At 54.7% G+C, this 13,314-nt stretch carries 19 protein-coding genes; 17 read left to right on the plus strand and 2 right to left on the minus strand.

What is annotated here, in order from left to right:
• The first annotated feature begins 1 nt into the window (after position 1).
• The 15 genes from MJO57_RS00560 to MJO57_RS00630 all read left to right on the plus strand — a co-directional run bounded on the left by MJO57_RS00560 (position 2) and on the right by MJO57_RS00630 (position 9,283).
• On the plus strand, positions 2-1,168 hold the full coding sequence (locus MJO57_RS00560) for an IS66 family transposase (RefSeq protein WP_252026941.1): 1,167 nt from the start codon (positions 2-4) through the stop codon (positions 1,166-1,168).
• 26 nt (positions 1,169-1,194) lie between these two features.
• Positions 1,195-1,500 carry a hypothetical protein gene (locus tag MJO57_RS00565; RefSeq protein WP_066017975.1) on the plus strand — a complete coding sequence of 102 codons (306 nt, stop codon included), beginning with the start codon at positions 1,195-1,197 and terminating at the stop codon, positions 1,498-1,500.
• Positions 1,497-1,802: a hypothetical protein gene (locus tag MJO57_RS00570; RefSeq protein ID WP_252022038.1), complete on the plus strand. Its 306-nt coding sequence runs from the start codon at positions 1,497-1,499 to the stop codon at positions 1,800-1,802. The genes MJO57_RS00565 and MJO57_RS00570 overlap by 4 nt, the downstream gene beginning before the upstream one ends.
• 1,203 nt (positions 1,803-3,005) lie before the next feature.
• Entirely contained in the window at positions 3,006-3,569 is a 564-nt protein-coding gene (locus MJO57_RS00575) for a replication protein P (RefSeq protein ID WP_252026886.1), read from the plus strand.
• An 84-nt stretch (positions 3,570-3,653) separates the two neighbouring features.
• Positions 3,654-4,172: a DUF1367 family protein gene (locus MJO57_RS00580; protein ID WP_252022040.1), complete on the plus strand. Its 519-nt coding sequence runs from the start codon at positions 3,654-3,656 to the stop codon at positions 4,170-4,172.
• On the plus strand, positions 4,169-4,486 hold the full coding sequence (locus tag MJO57_RS00585) for a Ref family recombination enhancement nuclease (protein WP_252022042.1): 318 nt from the start codon (positions 4,169-4,171) through the stop codon (positions 4,484-4,486). The genes MJO57_RS00580 and MJO57_RS00585 overlap by 4 nt, the downstream gene beginning before the upstream one ends.
• Before the next feature lie 2 nt (positions 4,487-4,488).
• A complete protein-coding gene (locus MJO57_RS00590) occupies positions 4,489-5,019 on the plus strand; it encodes a hypothetical protein (RefSeq protein WP_252022044.1) in 531 nt (176 codons plus the stop codon).
• A 59-nt stretch (positions 5,020-5,078) separates the two neighbouring features.
• Positions 5,079-5,519, plus strand: coding sequence for a hypothetical protein (locus MJO57_RS00595; RefSeq protein ID WP_252022046.1), 441 nt, complete (start codon positions 5,079-5,081; stop codon positions 5,517-5,519).
• Between the two features lie 40 nt (positions 5,520-5,559).
• The gene (locus MJO57_RS00600) at positions 5,560-5,823 is read left to right on the plus strand and encodes a CopG family ribbon-helix-helix protein (RefSeq protein WP_252022048.1); all 264 of its coding nucleotides are present in this window, start codon (positions 5,560-5,562) and stop codon (positions 5,821-5,823) included.
• Complete coding sequence (locus tag MJO57_RS00605) at positions 5,820-6,113, plus strand: type II toxin-antitoxin system RelE/ParE family toxin (RefSeq protein ID WP_066018544.1); 294 nt, start codon at positions 5,820-5,822, stop codon at positions 6,111-6,113. Before MJO57_RS00600 ends, MJO57_RS00605 begins: the two co-directional genes overlap by 4 nt.
• A gap of 160 nt (positions 6,114-6,273) precedes the next feature.
• Positions 6,274-6,669 (plus strand): M15 family metallopeptidase, encoded by a 396-nt coding sequence (locus MJO57_RS00610; RefSeq protein ID WP_252022050.1) that lies wholly within the window; start codon positions 6,274-6,276, stop codon positions 6,667-6,669.
• Complete coding sequence (locus MJO57_RS00615) at positions 6,662-7,069, plus strand: 3TM-type holin (protein WP_252022052.1); 408 nt, start codon at positions 6,662-6,664, stop codon at positions 7,067-7,069. Before MJO57_RS00610 ends, MJO57_RS00615 begins: the two co-directional genes overlap by 8 nt.
• A 2-nt stretch (positions 7,070-7,071) precedes the next feature.
• The gene (locus tag MJO57_RS00620; RefSeq protein ID WP_252022054.1) at positions 7,072-7,320 is read left to right on the plus strand and encodes a hypothetical protein; all 249 of its coding nucleotides are present in this window, start codon (positions 7,072-7,074) and stop codon (positions 7,318-7,320) included.
• A gap of 2 nt (positions 7,321-7,322) precedes the next feature.
• Entirely contained in the window at positions 7,323-7,703 is a 381-nt protein-coding gene (locus tag MJO57_RS00625; protein ID WP_252022056.1) for a helix-turn-helix domain-containing protein, read from the plus strand.
• Positions 7,655-9,283 (plus strand): hypothetical protein, encoded by a 1,629-nt coding sequence (locus MJO57_RS00630; RefSeq protein WP_252022058.1) that lies wholly within the window; start codon positions 7,655-7,657, stop codon positions 9,281-9,283. The genes MJO57_RS00625 and MJO57_RS00630 overlap by 49 nt, the downstream gene beginning before the upstream one ends.
• A gap of 112 nt (positions 9,284-9,395) precedes the next feature.
• On the opposite strand, the gene MJO57_RS00635 is transcribed toward MJO57_RS00630, so the two are convergent.
• Both MJO57_RS00635 and MJO57_RS00640 read right to left on the minus strand, forming a co-directional pair.
• Positions 9,396-9,686, minus strand: a complete 291-nt coding sequence (locus MJO57_RS00635; RefSeq protein ID WP_252022060.1) for a HigA family addiction module antitoxin — start codon at positions 9,684-9,686, stop codon at positions 9,396-9,398.
• The gene (locus MJO57_RS00640) at positions 9,686-9,964 is read right to left on the minus strand and encodes a type II toxin-antitoxin system RelE/ParE family toxin (protein ID WP_252022062.1); all 279 of its coding nucleotides are present in this window, start codon (positions 9,962-9,964) and stop codon (positions 9,686-9,688) included. The genes MJO57_RS00635 and MJO57_RS00640 overlap by 1 nt, the downstream gene beginning before the upstream one ends.
• Positions 9,965-10,011: 47 nt before the next feature.
• Here MJO57_RS00640 and MJO57_RS00645 point away from each other — a divergent pair, with 47 nt between their 5' ends.
• Both MJO57_RS00645 and MJO57_RS00650 read left to right on the plus strand, forming a co-directional pair.
• The gene (locus tag MJO57_RS00645; RefSeq protein ID WP_252022063.1) at positions 10,012-12,060 is read left to right on the plus strand and encodes a hypothetical protein; all 2,049 of its coding nucleotides are present in this window, start codon (positions 10,012-10,014) and stop codon (positions 12,058-12,060) included.
• 253 nt (positions 12,061-12,313) lie between these two features.
• Positions 12,314-13,297, plus strand: a complete 984-nt coding sequence (locus MJO57_RS00650) for a hypothetical protein (RefSeq protein ID WP_252022065.1) — start codon at positions 12,314-12,316, stop codon at positions 13,295-13,297.
• Positions 13,298-13,314: the final 17 nt, after the last annotated feature.

The raw sequence follows: 13,314 nt of genomic DNA on the forward strand, positions 1-13,314 counted from the left end.
AATTGAGTACCTTCCGGTTAAAGAATGCAATAAATGTCAGGCGTCTCTTCTTGATAGTGAGCCGGTCAAATATATTGAACGACAGGTGTTTGAACCAGGGAGACCGGGTGAATTTGAAGTAACGGCCCATAGAGCTGAAGTAAAAATCTGCACTTGTGGTTGTCGGAATCAGGCTGAATTCCCGGAAGGTGTTACCGCTGCCGCACAATATGGCTCAGCCACACAGGCTATGGCCGTCTATCTTAACCAATACCATTTCCTGCCTTTTAAGCGCGTGTCAGAGTATTTTAATACTCTCTATAAAATGAGTGTAAGTGCAGGCACTGTCGCCAATTTTGTGGCCAGAACCTATGAAAATCTGGCTTCTACTGAAGAGGTTATTCGTGACGCCTTGCGGGAATCGTCTGTTGCCGGAGCCGATGAAACGGGTATGCGGGCCGAGGGCTCTTTGCACTGGCTACACGTTATGCGGGATGAACAATGGACGCTCTACTACTTGTCTGAAAAGCGAGGTCGTGAGGCCATGGACACGATGGGCATACTGCTAACATTTGCAGGCGTTCTGGTTCATGATCATTGGAAATCCTATTTTGCATATGCGGCAACTCACGTACTTTGCAATGCCCATCACCTGAGGGAGCTTTTGGGTGTTGTTGATAGGGACAGCAATCAACTGGCGTTGCGATTGATGAAGCTACTGAGGCTTTCCTGGCATTACTGCAAGGGCTTTAAGACCATAGGTATGCTACAGATGCCAAGTGTTGTCTGTGAACGAATCGAGAAGATTTATGACCGGTTGCTTCAGCGGGCTCTAATGAAAGAAGTCGTCTATATGGAGAAGCAACGAGAGGAGCTTAAGCGCAAGAAAGTCAAGAATACTAAAGCTTACAATCTCTTCAAACGACTCACTGAGTTCAAGGCTGAGACACTGCGCTTCATGTCAGATTTTACCATTCCCTTCGATAACAATGGCAGTGAGCGGGATGTTCGAATGGCCAAGTTAAAGCAGAAAATCTCAGGCTGCTTCAGGAGTGCAGACGGTGGTTCTATGTTTGCACGGATTCGCAGCTATTTGTCGTCTGCCAGAAAACAGGGAATGGACATATATCAATCACTTCATAGAGCTGTTCGGAATTACTGTAATATGCCTTTGCTCAGTGCTGAATAGTTACAAAAAGCCTAAAGGAATAAACAGTGACCATCCCATTGCAGCCCCACCATAACCTCCAGACCACCCGTGAAGCCTCCGGTGTCACCCTGAACGGAATGGAAGCCATGATCGGCATATCGGCGTCCAACTGCGCAAGGGGGAATAACGGCCAAGTGACCGGTGTGACATGTTCCACGGAGACGGGCCGTCTGCCGGAAAAAGAGTATAGCGAAAAGGTTCCGCCCCGTGCAGTGGCGACCCTGATAAGGGATGGGGTTGAGTTCACCATCGAACAGGACGAGTGCCACCTGATCGGCATCGCATTGCAGGCCAAAGGAGGTGGCGCGTGATAGACCCGGTAGCTGAAGGAGTAAATCCGAACCCGTTGGCATGGAATGAGATTTCATGGCCGGTTAAGGACAACCCACCACTGAAGACCAATATTGAGTTTGTTGAGTATCTCAAAGACCAGTTCCCACTGATCGCAGATCACATTGAAGACCACATGATCAATGCGTTCCATTACATGATTGACCGCTGGGATCAGCCGGGCTCACGGGGCAATGTGTTCAACTTTATCGAAAAGTGGATGTCCCGTAACCAGGAGCAGGTCCGCAAGATTAACCGTTTCTTTCCGGTGGCGAATCAATGAAAGACTTTGGCAAGGTGTCCTGCCGGTTTTGGGAAAGTGAGGACATTAACTATTGTTCCAGTGAAGCTAAATTGCTGGCCGTGTACCTGCTGACCTGCAAGCACTCGAACATGGTGGGCATTTATCGCCTGCCCCTGAACTACATTGCCGCCGACCTTGACTGGGACGTGGCGAAGGTTTCCCGAACACTTTCCGAACTGACGGCGAACAACTTCCTAACGTATGCCGAACGGCAAAAGTACGTCTGCATCCATAAGTTTATGGAGCACAATCCGGCAGACAATATTGCCCAGATGGATGCCCGGTTAAGGGTGCTGCGCAGTCTTCCTGCTGCTGTGGTTTCTGCCCTGCCTGCCGTGGTGGATGTGATGCAGGTGACGTGCGTCAAAGCCAGCAGTATCAAGCCCTCGAAGGACACAGGGGGATTAATTGAAGACGTTCGGAGATTGTTCGGGAGTTGTTCGGAAGAAGTTCGTCCAGAGAATAAGAGAAATAGAGAACTAGAGAATAGATTAAAAGAATACGTGCAGTCTGACGACCGCACGACCCCCAGGACGGGGGAAGTGCCATCAAGTGCCGGGAGCACGACTGGTGCGCCTCCCAGGACGGGGGAAGTGCCATCAAGTGCCGGGAGCACGACTGGTGCGCCCCCCAGGACGGTGGAAGTGCCATCAAGTGTCGGGAGCACGACTGGTACACCTGAATCGCCCACGGCAGTCCCTGAGAATAAACCGGAAAAAATCGCAGTGCCCTATGCCGGGGAATTTGAGCAGTGGTGGAAGACCTTTCCCAAGCGGGAGGGCAAGAAGGGCTACAAGCAGAAAACCTTCAGCAAGTACCAGAAGCTGATCCGGCAGAAGTTGTTCACCCCGGAGCAGCTACTGGCCAACCTGCAAGCCTATGCCCGGTACTGTGACGAAACGCAGCAGACCGGAACCCAGTATGTGATGACCACGGAACCCTACCTGAACAACCCGGACAACCTGACAAATCCATGGACGGTGAATCATGCAGCAAGGCAAAGAGCTGGCGGCCAGCGCAGTGCGCTCGATCAAGTCATCGAAGCCAACCGGGAATACCTCCAGCCGGAACCGGAGTTCGCAGAAGCCGCAGGTTACGACCCCCAGGACGGGGGAAGTGCCACCAAGCGCCAGGAGCGCGACGGGTATAACCCCGAAGCTGATCGCGGAGCTGTTTTCGACCATGACGGGTCTGTACGGTACGAAGTGGACGAAGGAGCACGGCCTGGCGGATCGCACGGGGGCATGGCTGAACACCCTGAAGGATTTAGACCCGAAACTGCTGGCTCTGGGCATCAAGCGGTGTCAGCAGGAGAAGGACTGGCCGCCGTCAGTCCCGGAGTTTCTGAGGCTGTGTCAGCCGAAACCGGAGGACATCGGACTACCCCCGATGGCGAAGGCATGGCTGGAGGCCAACGACGGCGCAGGTTCGCCCAGTCATCACCCCTGGAGCCATCGGGCGGTGTATCTGGCGGGGAGGGAGACGGGCTGGCATGAACTGCGTTCTGCCCTGACCGCTCAGGAGCAGCGGGACGCGAAGGTGCGGTTTGCCAATGCCTATCAGGCGCTGATCATCAAGGCGGTGAACGGTGAGTCTCTGGAGCCGCAGAAGGCCATCGAACGGCAGTTTGACCCGACCATTTACTCCGAGCAGTTGCAGCGGAAAACCATGAAGGAGCAGGGCATTGACCCGCTGGACGGGGCCGGTGCCAGGGCAAAACTGAAAGGGATGTCGTTCGATGGGTAACTCACCAAGCGATGCAGTGATGCTGGCCATGGTCTGGGTGGCTCTGGTGAAGCTGGTCTTCTGGTCCTTTCTGGAGGCGATCCAGTGAGTGCCACGCTGGAACTGGTCAGGGGAAATGACCCTCAACCGATCCTGCGACCGGTATCGGCCGTTGACGAGCAGTATATCTACCGCCTCAGGCCTGGCGAGATGATTTCTGCCGAGGTGCGCCGGGCAAGGAATGCACTGTTTCACCGGAAGTTCATGAAGCTGTGCAGCATTGCGTTCAACGTGTTTGAGAGGTTGCCCCAGCCGCCGGTCAGAATGGCTCGAACCGGCCAGTGGGTAACACCCCGGTGGGACTTCAATGAGTTCCGCTACTGGGCCATGGTGCAGGCCGGGTTCTATGAGGTGATTGGGTATCCCGATGGTGGGGTGCGTGCCAGGGCGAAAAGTGTGGCGTTCAAAAGCATGGAGCAGGTGGAGTTTGAACAGGTCTATTCGGCGGTGCTGGACGTGTTCTTACAGCTTGTACTGAACAGGGACCGAAACCACGTCTGGAGCCGGGAAGAAGTCGAGTCACTGGTTGAACAGTTCATTCACTTTGACAGGGGGCAAGGATGACCCGGAAAGAGAAAGACTACCTGCGGGACGTAGCCCAGTTGAGCTGCATTGCCTGCCGGATCAATAACCAGACCACAACCCCGGTGGAAGTGCATCACCAGCGCAGTGGTACCGGCCTGGGCAGGAAAGCCAGTCACTTTGACACCCTGCCGCTGTGTCCTCTGCATCACCGGTTCAGTACCTACGACTCTGTCCATCTGGCCCCGGAAACGTTCAGGAAACTCTACGGACGGGAAAGCGATCTGGTGAAGCAGACCCAAACAGATGTGGAGAACTACCGCAAAACCTTTGTCGGCTATGTGGGGGAGGGCTGACCATGTACCGGGCACTGGAACAGGCACTGCACCGGATATTCGGCGTACCGGAACCGATGATGAACAACGCACGCTGGCAGAGAGATATTAATACCGGGTATCGCCGGACATCGGTAAACCCAGTGGCAAGCACCCGTGACGAACGGCTGGGCGAGGATGGTATATATCAGGGCTATCTGCGGCAACGGATGACCCCGGAGCTGCACGACATTCTGACCATTCGTTATGATGACGACCACAGCAAGCGGGTCATGGCCTTTCAACGGCTACAGCACCACTTTCGCACCGATGAGAGACTGCCCAAACCGTTTCGCAGTAATCCGGTCCTGCTGCGCCTCTGGCTGATGCACGAACTGCAACACCCGCAGTTACGTCAGCAAAAGGGCAGGGTGACCATCAAGGATAAGGGCGAGAGTACCGTCTACCGCTGGCAGCAGAAGTGCCGGGCGGTGTGCCGTGAGTGGGTGCGACTGGCGGAAGATGAGGCGCAAGCCCTGCTGGAGCAGGCAGGCGTGATTCAATACGGAGAGTAAGTATGGAAGACAGATTGGCATACGGTGATTTCAGGTTTAGCAAAAGGGACATCAGGACCGTGGATGTCATTGTGGTTAACCGTTATCGCGACCCGAAACGCGCTTACCTGCCCATCGACGAGGAACAACTGCAAGGGATCATCAGCAGCAGTAAGGAGGTTGTGGATAAGGCTATTGAAGAGGCTATTTTTCAAGCCCGTTTTGCACAAAAGGCTGAACGGTGGAATCGGCAAATAAGGTGCTTGGGTGATTTACCTGATGAATTTCTTTCGGATACTCACCAGACTCCAGAAGACAAGATCCGCGCCCTAATGAGCAATCCGAAACTGGTTAAGAAATTAGTGATAGAACCGGACGATACCAGCGACATTGAAACGCTGTTGCTGGATAAGGTAGCCAGAGCGTTCAGGGAGCACCCTCAGTTAAAAGCCAGCACCCTGATTGCCCAGTGGTATGGATCTCCGGAGGGGGAGTTGTTGCAGGGGATTGTGAGTCAATAGTGTACTACAATGTAATACACTCATAACCGGAGGACGATAAATGAGTGTATCCAGTGTTCGCCTGAATCAGGACATTGAAGAGCCACTAAACCGTTTGGCCAAAGTGATGAGTCGCAGTCGCAATTATCTGATCAACGAGGCGGTTCGTGAGTACATCAGGAAACATGCCCGTGAAATGCAGGAATGGGACGAGACACTGGAAGCCCTTGATCAGGTTCGCAGAGGGGATACTGTGGACGGTGATGCGGTCATGGCTTGGCTGGATAGCTGGGGCAGTGACAATGAACTGGAGGCACCTGAATGAAACTCAGGTTCTCCAGAAGTGCCGTTGATGATCTGAAACGACTACGGGCGTTTATTGCTGAAAAGAATCCGGCAGCAGCCAAACGCATGGCCTCTATTTTGACTGGAAAAATCAGACACCTGTGTGAACAGCCAAGGATGGGGGTTCTGGTGGGGCAGGAATTGAACCCCTGCTTGCGTGATCTGATTGTCGGTCACTACACGGTGCGTTATCTGGCCAACGATAACGAAGTGGTGATTTTGAAGGTATGGCATCACAAGGAAGATACTTCCACCCTTGACATAAAGTGAGAGTAAACATACCGTAAATATACATGCTGGGAAATTACCCGGTCACTCAACCATTCCCAGCTTGAATCCTTCTCAAAGAACCTGCTTAACAGCGGGTTTTTTTGTGCCTGCGGGATCATAAATCGCCTCCCAAGCTACACCACTAAAAAAAAGGGACACCATGTACCGCTTTTCCGCTTCGTCCAAACGGCATCTGGCCAGTTGCGATGAACGGCTTCAGCGTGTCTTCAACAAAGTGATTCAGCATTACGACTGCACCATCATCTGTGGCCATCGGGGCAAGGCAGCCCAGACTCTGGCCTTTGAGGGCGGCAAGTCCCAAGTGCAGTGGCCGAACAGCAAGCACAACAGTCTGCCCAGCAGGGCGGTGGACGTGATGCCCTTTCCGCTGGACTGGTTCGACTACCAGCGAGCTGCCCACTTTGCCGGGTATGTGCTCGGCATTGCCCAGGGCATGGGCATCCGGCTGCGCTGGGGTGGTGACTGGGACAGGGACGGCGCAATGACCGACCACCAATTCATTGATTACCCACACTTCGAGCTGATGGATGATTAACCTCAACCCCATGGCAGGGATCGCCAAGGCGTTGATGGGGGGACTCGACAGCCTGTTTACCTCCGATGAGGAACGGGCAAAGGCGGAGCTCTCGCTCAATCAACAATTACAACAGCCTCACATATTGCAGGTACTGGCCAACATCGAGGAAGCAAAACACCCAAGCCGGTTTGTCTCCGGCTGGCGGCCTGCCCTTGGCTGGTTGTGTGTTTTCATTTTGGCGTGGACGTGGATTGTCCGTGACCTGATCATCATCGGACTGAATCTGTCGGATCGTGCCGACATTGCCAGCCAGTTACCTGCGGCTGACACCAGTACGGTGATTACCCTGTTGCTCTGCCTGCTGGGACTGGGGGGCGCGCGAACGGTGGAGAAACTGAAGGGCGTTGCCCGGAGGTAACCATGGCCGACGAAGACCGCTTCAACCGGATTGAAGAAAAGCTTGATGGGATCACCCAGATACTCCAGACGCTGGCCAAGCACGATGAACGGATGGTCAACCTGGCATTGCGGGAACAACGCAGTGAAGAACGGCTGGACACCATCGAGAAGGCCGTGCAGAAAAACTCCGTGATCAGCAGTGTTGTGCAATGGGTGGCGATGACCGTCACCGCTGCTCTGATCGCCTACGCATTCAGGCACCTCATTTAGTTATGGCATTCCCCAGTAAATACAAACCCGCGATGTGTCAGCAGGTGAAAGACCTGATGGCCGAAGGCATGAGTCGTAAGGCGACTGCCGTAGAGCTCGGCATCAGCTACAAGACGTTTCTGTCCTACATCGATAGGCATGAAGACTTTGCCGCTGCCGTGGAGCAGGGGGATGTGCTGGCTGAAGCCTGGTGGGAAGACAAGTACATCAGGGGCGCACTGGCTCAGGCCGAGGTGCAGCCTGCCATGATGATCATGTACATGAAGAACCGGTTCAAATGGCGGGACAAGCTTGAGCAGACCGTCATCAAGGACGAACTGGAAACGGTGGACGAATGGCTGGCAGCAAGGGACAGCGAAGCCGACAGCGAAGACGAGGACTGACTGGCAGAGAGAAGCTGCTGTTTGATTTCCGTTACTTTGCCAGCCTCTGCCTGAAAATCAGAACCAAGTCGGCCAAAGTGGTGCCCCTGAAGCTGAACGCAGCCCAGAAGTACCTGCACAAGCGGATCAACCAGCAGCTCAAGCGCACCGGCAAGGTTCGGATCGTGGTGCTGAAAGGTCGGCAGCAGGGATGCAGCACGTACACCGAAGCCCGGTTTTACTGGAAGGTCAGCAACAATCGTGGTTTGAGAGCTTACATCCTGACCCACGAAGCGGACGCCACGGCCAACCTGTTCGATATGGTGCTGCGCTACCACGAAAACCTGCCTGCCTTTGCCCAGAAGACACTCAGTAACAAGAGTGCCAAGCAGATGGACTTTACCCATGACTCCGGTTATCGGGTGGGTACCGCAGGCAACCGGGGAGCAGGGCGATCCAGTACTGCCCAACTATTCCACGGCTCAGAAGTCGCCTTCTGGCCAAACGCAGATGAACACCTGGCCGGTGTGTTACAGGCGGTCCCCAATGAAGCAGACACTGAAGTCATCCTTGAAAGCACTGCAAACGGGGTCGGTGGTGTTTTTTATGATTACGTTATGGACGCTGCTGCTGGCCGTGGCGATTTTGAACTGGTGTTTATCCCGTGGTTTTGGCAGGAGGAATATCAGGCGGCAGCTCCGGCAGGCTTCACGCTCGATGATGATGAAAGATTTCTGAAGCAGACCTACCACCTGAGCGATGAACAGCTCCAGTGGCGGCGGCAGAAAATCTATGAGCTGAAGTCAGAAGACAAGTTCAAACAGGAATACCCCTGCAATGTGGAGGAAGCGTTCCTGTTCTCCGGCAGGCCGGTGTTTGATCCCAAGCACACCGAGTCGGCCAAGGTCGAATGCTACGCCCCGAAACAGTCCATCGAGCTGACCATCAACGGCGTGAACCGTAATAAGTCAGGGCTGCTGCAAGTCTGGGAGTTCCCGAAGACCGGCACTCAGTACGTGATCGGCTGCGATGTGGCGGAGGGGCTGGCCCCGGTCAATGACAAGCACAAGCACGGGGATTACAGCTCCATTGATGTGTGTGACCGTGACGGCTATCAGTTAGCCCACTGGCATGGCCATGTGGCACCGGACGATCTGGGCAAGATGCTGGACAAGCTGGGCCGGTTCTACAACGGCGCGTTGGTCGGCGTGGAGCGCAATAACCACGGTCTGACCACGGTCACCAAGCTGAAAGACCTGAAGTACCCCAATCTGTACATGGAAACCACGGTGGACCAGAGAACCCAGAAGCGCACCAAACGCCTCGGCTGGCAAACCACCACGAAATCCAAGCCCCTGATGATCGACCACCTGGCGGCACTGCTGCGGGATGGCGAGTCGGGTATCTGCAACAAGGACACTATTGCTGAGTGCCAGACCTACGTCATTGAGGACAACGGCAGCAGCAACGCGCAGGAAGGTTGCTTTGATGATCGGGTGATCAGTTACGCCATTGCCCAGCAGATGGTGCTAAAGCTGCCACGGCAGAAGATCAATATTAACGAGCTGAAGTATCGGGCTCCGGGCAAGTCGGCTTACTGATGGAACACAGAATCATACGTTTCACCCAGCGGGTGGTGGGGAACTACCCCGCCATCATGGCTGGCCACCGGCTTGAGTGGATCAGGCGCAGAGGGAAGAAGAACCGGAGGCGTTAGGCGGCATCCGGTTGAAAAGGGGTGACGATGGGCGCGTTTTGCCTGACTTGCCAGAGGTCGTAATCATTTTGCATCCCCAGCCAGACACTGGCAGAAGGGTTGCCAAAGACCTTTTCAAGCCGAAAGGCCATTTCCGGCGTGATGGCACCACGGCCATGAATGATCTTGGACAGGGTTTTGCGGGTAATGCCCAGATGACTGGCAGCATCCACGATACTGATATCCAGTGGCTTCAGGATTTCTTCGCTCAGTATTTCGCCCGGATGGGGCGGATTAAACATTTCCATCAGTGGTAGTCCTCATAGTTAATGATTTCGGCATCGTTGCCATTGAACCGGAACGTGACCCGCCAGTTACCACTGACGGTTACTGACCAGATGCCTTTGCGTTCCCCTTTCAGTGGATGAAGACGGAAGCCGGGAATGTCCAGATCACCGATCTGTTTTGCCCGATTAAGCAACAACAGAATGCGTTTCAATTTTTTAGCGTGTTGCGCTTGTATACCGGAGGTTTTACCCGTTCGGTAGAACCGTTCCAGTCCTTTGTGCAGGAAACTGATAATCATACATTGAAAGTAACCTAAGCGGTTACTTTGTCAAGGAAGCCCACAGGATGGACTACGGACTGGTACAGGTCGCCACACCGGACGAGGTGACACAGGCGGAGATGCAGCAGGCAGAGGATGCCGACCGTCAGGAGCAGGCGGTGCGTGACGCCTTTGCCGCTGACCTGCAAAGCCGCTGGCAGGGATACCGGGAAGCTCGCCGGGAAGTGGAAGACGAGTGGCTGGAAGCGCTCCGTGCGGTAAAGGGTGAATACGGTTCCGAGCAGGAAAAGGTGATGGAAGAGCAGCAGGCGTTAAGCCGGGTGTTTATCAAGATCACCGCCACCAAGGTCAATGCCGCTTATTCTCGACTGGTGGATCTGCTGTTTCAAAACGTGGACAGTTTCTGGGATATTGTGCCCAGCCCAATGGCCGACATTCCGGCGTCGATTAAACGACAGATCCGCATGATGGCCATTCAGGAACTGCTCCCCTATCGACTTGATCCCCATACCCGTAACCAACTCATCCAGGAACGAAACGATGAGATGGAGCGGGCGCTGATGGCCGAAGCACTGGAACGTGCCAACGAAGCCGCTATGAAAATGAAGCGGTTGATCAAGGACTACCTGATCAATGCCAACGCGCTCACCGAAATCAAAAAGATGGTGAAGGAGCAAGTCACCCTTGGCACTGGCTGTATCAAGGTGGCCACGTTGAATATCCGCAACCATGAGAAGTGGGAGAGTGAGGGGGATGAGTGGAAACTGATCGAGCGCCAGAGCATTGAGCCGGATATTGAATGGGCCAGTGTCTTTGATCTGTTTCCCGATCCCTATTCCCACGATCCCGGTAAGCCCAACGATCTGTTCCGCCGCCATGTGCTGACCAAACATGAGCTACGGGAACTGGCAGGCAGTCACGGTTTCGAGACCGAGACCATTCACGCCATTCTGATGGAGTCTCCCCAGGGGAACCATATCCCTGAAGATTACGAACGGGAACTGCGTAATATCAACGACAACGATGAGCAGTATGTGACACCCAACCGTTTTGATGTCCTCGAGTACTGGGGGCCGGTGGATGGCCAGCAGCTGAAGGAGTATGGGGTTGATGATATTGATGAGCAGGCCGAGTACCAGGCCAATATCTGGATCTGCGATGGCCGGATGATTATGGCAAGGCTCAACCCGTTGAAACCAGAAGCGATCCCTTACAAGTTTGTTCCCTACGAAAGTGTGTTGCACCGGTTCTGGGGGATCGGCATCCCCTACATGATGAACGACAGCCAGGATGTGATGAACTCCACTGGCCGGGCGCTGCTGGACAATGCCGCCCTCACCGCTGGTCCCATGTTCCAGATGGATGTGAGCAAATTTCCGGAAGGGATGAGCCTGGAAGATGCCAAGAAGATCTATCCCTACCGACTCTGGTTTTATGACGGGGAAGCCGGTGAGGGGCCAATGATTCAGGCCATCAATATCCAGAGCAACCAAAAGGACCTGTCTGGCATCTTTGAACTGTTCCGACGATTTGCGGATGAAGAGACCTCACTGCCCAGCTATACCCACGGCGAACAGACCCAGAGCCTGAACAAGACCGCCAGCGGCATGAGCATGTTGATGACCGCCGCCAATGTGGCCCTGAAAAGCGTGGTGAAAAATATTGACGACTACGCCACGGTGCCTCTGATCGACAGCCTGTTCAATTTCGCCATGCGCCGGAGCGATATCGAAGATGCCAAGCGGGGCGATCTGGATGTGGTGGCCATGGGCAGTGCCGCGTTGGTGGCCAAAGAGCTTCAGTCAGAGCGGATGATGAATGCCCTGAATGTCAGTATGAACCCGGTACTGGGGCCGATGACCGACCACCGCTATCTCTATAACGAATACCTGAAGTCTCTGGATATCGATCCGGATAAAGCCCTGCGCCCTGAGGAAGAACTCTATGCCCAATCCCCTGCACCTGACCAGCCAGGAGGCGGACGCGATCCTGAGGCTGGAAGGCAACCCGGATTACCAGACGCTGGTCGAGCACCTGCAACGTCGACGGGCGGAACTGCTGGAGAAAATGTCTCACGCCCGGGATTCAACCGAATTGCGCATCCTGCAGGGTAAGACTCAGGAGCTCAGTGATCTGATGCAACTGGCGCAGCGATCACGCACTTACCTACAACAATGATTTTTCATCGCCTCCCGCTTTCCGCTCCCCGCTTCCCGAAAAAGCACATCTACTGTCTTTTACGGGTGGCGGGCAGCGGAAAGCGGGCGGCGAACAATGCCTGAAAGAACATGGACAAGCCCAGAGCCCCACGGACTTTCACAGGCGCAACCAAGTGGACAAGCCAACGAGCCCCACAGGGAGAGTGAAATGGCCATTGATGCCGAAAAACTGGATCAGGAAACCGATGCCGAACTGGCAGCCCTTATGGGTCTGACTACGGACGCCCCTGCCGCTTTTGCAGAGCAAGAGGACGAGCAGGACAAGCAAACCGATCAGAACCCACCCGCTGATGAGCTACCCCCGCCACCCGAACCGGAGTCGGACGCTGATGACGAACCGTCAGAGCCGCCTGCTCCAGCATCCAATGACGATAACGGTGAAGACTGGCAGGACAAGTACACCAAGGCGGAAGAGTCCCGCAAGAATGCCCATGCCCTGATGACCCAGGCTACGCAGAAAGCCGCTGACCTGGAGCGCAGCAATACCGAGCTTCAGCAGCAGATGGCGCTGCTGAAGGCCAAGGTGGATCTGCTCAGTCAGCAGGGTACTGCTCAGCCAAACAGTGAGCCAGAGCCGTCCGACCAGTTCCAGGAACTCCGCAAGGACTACCAGGAGCTGGACCCGGTGTTCAACAAGCTGGATGAGTCGGAACAGCTCAACCGCAAACTGGAACAGCGGCTGGCCGCTATTGAGAAGGCCCGGCAGGAGCAGGAGGCGGAGCGGGCACAACAGGCATTCTGGAACAAGTTGCGCAGTCTGCATCCCGATGTAGAGCAGATCTCCGCCAGTGAGGATTTTAAAGGCTGGTTTGCACGACAAACGGCTGATGTTCAGGAGTTGAGTCGTGTCAGCCCACTGGGTGCAGCGCAGGTCATGAGTCTCTATAAAGAGGCCGCAGGTTTCAACAAGCCTGCACCGAAACCGGCACCTGATCCAGTACAGAAAATGCAGCAGGCAAAGCAGCTGAGTGAACCGCCGGTGCGGACCCACTCAGTCCCTAAAACCCGGGGGCACCAACCGACCCTGACGCTGGAACAGATTGCGGCCATGCCGCAGAAAGAGTTTAACGATAATGAAGAAAAACTCGACAAGATTCTGGCCCAGTGGATCAAGCAGGGAGGTCGCCTCTGAGGGGAGCGTTTAATCAT

The sequence above is a fragment of the Endozoicomonas sp. SCSIO W0465 genome, assembly GCF_023716865.1.
GTDB lineage: Bacteria > Pseudomonadota > Gammaproteobacteria > Pseudomonadales > Endozoicomonadaceae > Endozoicomonas.

Coding starts and splice junctions, on each gene's coding strand:
- MJO57_RS00615 (WP_252022052.1), top strand. CDS start 6,662: ATGATTAACCTCAACCCCATGGCAGGGATCGCCAAGGCGTTGATGGGG.
- MJO57_RS00610 (WP_252022050.1), top strand. CDS start 6,274: ATGTACCGCTTTTCCGCTTCGTCCAAACGGCATCTGGCCAGTTGCGAT.
- MJO57_RS00645 (WP_252022063.1), top strand. CDS start 10,012: ATGGACTACGGACTGGTACAGGTCGCCACACCGGACGAGGTGACACAG.
- MJO57_RS00590 (WP_252022044.1), top strand. CDS start 4,489: ATGTACCGGGCACTGGAACAGGCACTGCACCGGATATTCGGCGTACCG.
- MJO57_RS00640 (WP_252022062.1), bottom strand. CDS start 9,964: ATGATTATCAGTTTCCTGCACAAAGGACTGGAACGGTTCTACCGAACG.
- MJO57_RS00575 (WP_252026886.1), top strand. CDS start 3,006: ATGACGGGTCTGTACGGTACGAAGTGGACGAAGGAGCACGGCCTGGCG.
- MJO57_RS00585 (WP_252022042.1), top strand. CDS start 4,169: ATGACCCGGAAAGAGAAAGACTACCTGCGGGACGTAGCCCAGTTGAGC.
- MJO57_RS00625 (WP_252022056.1), top strand. CDS start 7,323: ATGGCATTCCCCAGTAAATACAAACCCGCGATGTGTCAGCAGGTGAAA.
- MJO57_RS00605 (WP_066018544.1), top strand. CDS start 5,820: ATGAAACTCAGGTTCTCCAGAAGTGCCGTTGATGATCTGAAACGACTA.
- MJO57_RS00620 (WP_252022054.1), top strand. CDS start 7,072: ATGGCCGACGAAGACCGCTTCAACCGGATTGAAGAAAAGCTTGATGGG.
- MJO57_RS00635 (WP_252022060.1), bottom strand. CDS start 9,686: ATGGAAATGTTTAATCCGCCCCATCCGGGCGAAATACTGAGCGAAGAA.
- MJO57_RS00600 (WP_252022048.1), top strand. CDS start 5,560: ATGAGTGTATCCAGTGTTCGCCTGAATCAGGACATTGAAGAGCCACTA.
- MJO57_RS00630 (WP_252022058.1), top strand. CDS start 7,655: ATGGCTGGCAGCAAGGGACAGCGAAGCCGACAGCGAAGACGAGGACTG.
- MJO57_RS00650 (WP_252022065.1), top strand. CDS start 12,314: ATGGCCATTGATGCCGAAAAACTGGATCAGGAAACCGATGCCGAACTG.